Below are 2,521 nucleotides of genomic sequence, written 5' to 3'. Positions count from 1 at the left end.
GCTGCGCAGGGCCGGCCGGGCGAAACTCACCGAGATCGTCAAAGCCCGCGCGCCACGCATGCACCTCGTTCCCCACCCCCGGCCACCTCGCCGCCAACGCCGGCCTGGCCCCGGTCACCCGCCGCTCCGGCACCAGCATCCGCGGCGAACACCCACCCAAGGGCGGCAACAAACAGCTAAAACGCGCGTCCTTCCCGTCCGCGTTCGCCGCCATCGCCGACCCGCTCAGCCGCGCCTACCACGACCGCAAACGCGCTGAGGGCAAGAAGCACAACGCCGCACTCATCTGCCTCGCCCGCCGCCGCGTCGACGTCCTCCACGCCATGCTCCGCACCCAACGGCCATACCAGCCCAAAACGGCGGACGAACCCCGCCTCGCTACTTGACAGAACCCATAGGGACACCCCCCAGTAACGCAGGCGGGCGACCAGGTTCGGCAGTCTAACCGCCGTACAGCCCACCAGCGACCCCGTTTAAGCCGTCGTCCCCTCACGCGCTCGACATCGTGCCCGTGAGAGCGCAGACCCGTCGCCGCCGTTGGCGACAGGTTGTTGTCGACCAGGAACCTCATGCCGCGTGATGCAACGGGAGTTCCCGTTCCCGGACAGCCTCGGCCGCGAAGCGCAGCGCCTCCCAGACGTCATAACGGCCAGGTCCGGCAGCTCCGAGACGATCTCGTCCGCGCTCATGCCGTCCGCCACCATCGCCACCACCGTCGCCACCGGGATGCGCAACCCACGGATACACGGTGCCTCACTCATCTAGCAGGGTCGACGGTGATCCGCTCGAATTTCACAACGGCACCGTGAACCGTGGTGACCCGGCCTCCGGCCGGCGTTCAGCTTCTCTTCGGCCTCGGCGGTCGCGGTCGCGACTGGTGCGTAGGGTGGAAGACGCTACCAGCACCAGCCCAACCTGTGAGTCCAAAAATGACTGTTAGGCGAGATCTATCCCGTACGGTCGGCGCGGGCGCGTCGTGGCTGACCGGCGTCGTCGCGTACGCGGCAGCGGTCGCCGCGGCGCTGGCGGCCCTTGTGGCGCCGACCCCGGCGGCCGCAGCTCCGCCGTACACGCTGGATGAGCGTGCCCTAGCGATCGCCTCGCCGTCACTGGTCTACGTCGAACTGGTCTACACCGGATACCTGCGGGACAAGCAGTCCGGCGCACCGCTGCGCGCGTCGCCGATCACGTTCACCCGGCGGTGCAGCGGCTTCGTCGTCGGCACCGGCGGCGAGGTGATCACCAACGGGCTCTGCGTTCGGCCGGCGAAGGACACCGCGGCGCAGAACGCCCTCTACTCGCTCGGACGCATCCTGATCGCGGAGAAAACCCTCGAGGCCGACGCACTCGACCGCTACGTCGCCGACAACCTCCGCCAGAGCATCTTCACCGGCATCGAGGCCGCAGACGAGCCGGACCATCAGGTGTACGGGCAGCTCGGCGTGGCACCCACGGGCGGTCTGACGGAGAGCCCGGCGATCCCCGGTGAGGTGGTCGAGGTGCTGGACGCCGACGCCGGCAACATCGCCCTGGTCAAGCTGGAACAGCAGAACCTGCCCGCGGTCGAACTGGCGTCGTCGGGCACCCTCGACCCGGGGGCTTCGCTGGTCGTGGTCGGCTACGCCACCGACGAGGTCGATCCCCGCACGGCGACGTACTCGCTGCGCTCCAAGCCGGTGAAGGTCATCGGTACCGGCACCCGCGGCTCCGCGTCGCTGTACCGGGTCAACGAGGACGTCGGCATCCACTCGCTCGGCGGGATGGCGATCGACACGAACGGCCACGTCGTCGGGGTGCTCGACAACGACCTGGAACTGCCCGACCGGGCGAACCGTGCGCTGGTGCCGATGCAAACCATCACCGCGCTGCTCACCGAGGCGGGCGTCGACAACGCGTTGGGCGAGACCGACAAACTGTTCCGCAGCGGGCTCGACGCCTACTTCGCCGGTGACTACGAGACCGCCATCAGCCAGCTCGGCACCGTCGTAGAGAACGCGCCGGTGAACTCGGTCGCGCAGACGTACCGGCAGAACGCCACCGAACTGCAGAAGATCGAAGACAAATTTGCCGACGGAGCCGGCTGGCTGATCTGGGCCAGCGGCGCGGCCGGCGGCGCGCTGGTGATCGGGCTGATCGTGCTCGTGGTGCTGCTTCTGCGGCGCCGTGCCCGCCGCCGGGCCGCGTCGGTCGAGCTGGTGTCCCCGGCCGCGACATACCCGTTTTCGCCGGCGTCCGGGTACCCGGACCAGCCCACGCCCGGGTACCCCTCGACACCCGCCGATCCGGCCCAACAGCCGGCGCAGGAATACCCGCCAGCACCCATCTACCAGCCGCCCGCATCCACCTACCAGTCGCCGCCCGCCGCGCGACAGGGGACAGCGCCCGACGACCAGACGTGGCCCGACGACGAGGCGCTGCCCGACGAAGTCGGGCCCGACCCGCACGGACCCAACCGCCACCACTAGTGCCGTGTCAGGGAACGTTTGCCTCGTGACGCGCCGTGCGGGTGCTGGTCCGGGCG

At 69.6% G+C, this 2,521-nt stretch carries 3 protein-coding genes; 2 read left to right on the top strand and 1 reads right to left on the bottom strand.

Annotation, left to right across the window (positions count from 1 at the left end):
- Positions 1 to 386 (top strand): transposase (locus ACFHW1_RS28665; RefSeq protein WP_416557644.1); only part of this gene is annotated, 386 nt, incomplete at its 5' end.
- A gap of 87 nt (positions 387 to 473) precedes the next feature.
- Here the strand turns inward: ACFHW1_RS28665 and ACFHW1_RS28660 are convergent.
- Positions 474 to 704, bottom strand: a complete 231-nt coding sequence (locus ACFHW1_RS28660) for a hypothetical protein (RefSeq protein WP_416557645.1) — start codon at positions 702 to 704, stop codon at positions 474 to 476.
- Between the two features lie 225 nt (positions 705 to 929).
- On the opposite strand from ACFHW1_RS28660, the gene ACFHW1_RS28655 reads away from it, so the two are divergent.
- Positions 930 to 2,465 (top strand): trypsin-like peptidase domain-containing protein, encoded by a 1,536-nt coding sequence (locus tag ACFHW1_RS28655; RefSeq protein ID WP_416616698.1) that lies wholly within the window; start codon positions 930 to 932, stop codon positions 2,463 to 2,465.
- Positions 2,466 to 2,521: the final 56 nt, after the last annotated feature.

Origin of the sequence: Micromonospora sp. LOL_014, assembly GCF_048060245.1 — a bacterium.
In the GTDB taxonomy this organism is placed as follows: domain Bacteria; phylum Actinomycetota; class Actinomycetes; order Mycobacteriales; family Micromonosporaceae; genus Micromonospora_E.
This window is presented reverse-complemented; position numbering and strand designations above follow the sequence as displayed.

Coding starts and splice junctions, on each gene's coding strand:
- ACFHW1_RS28660 (WP_416557645.1), bottom strand. CDS start 704: ATGGTGGCGGACGGCATGAGCGCGGACGAGATCGTCTCGGAGCTGCCG.
- ACFHW1_RS28655 (WP_416616698.1), top strand. CDS start 930: ATGACTGTTAGGCGAGATCTATCCCGTACGGTCGGCGCGGGCGCGTCG.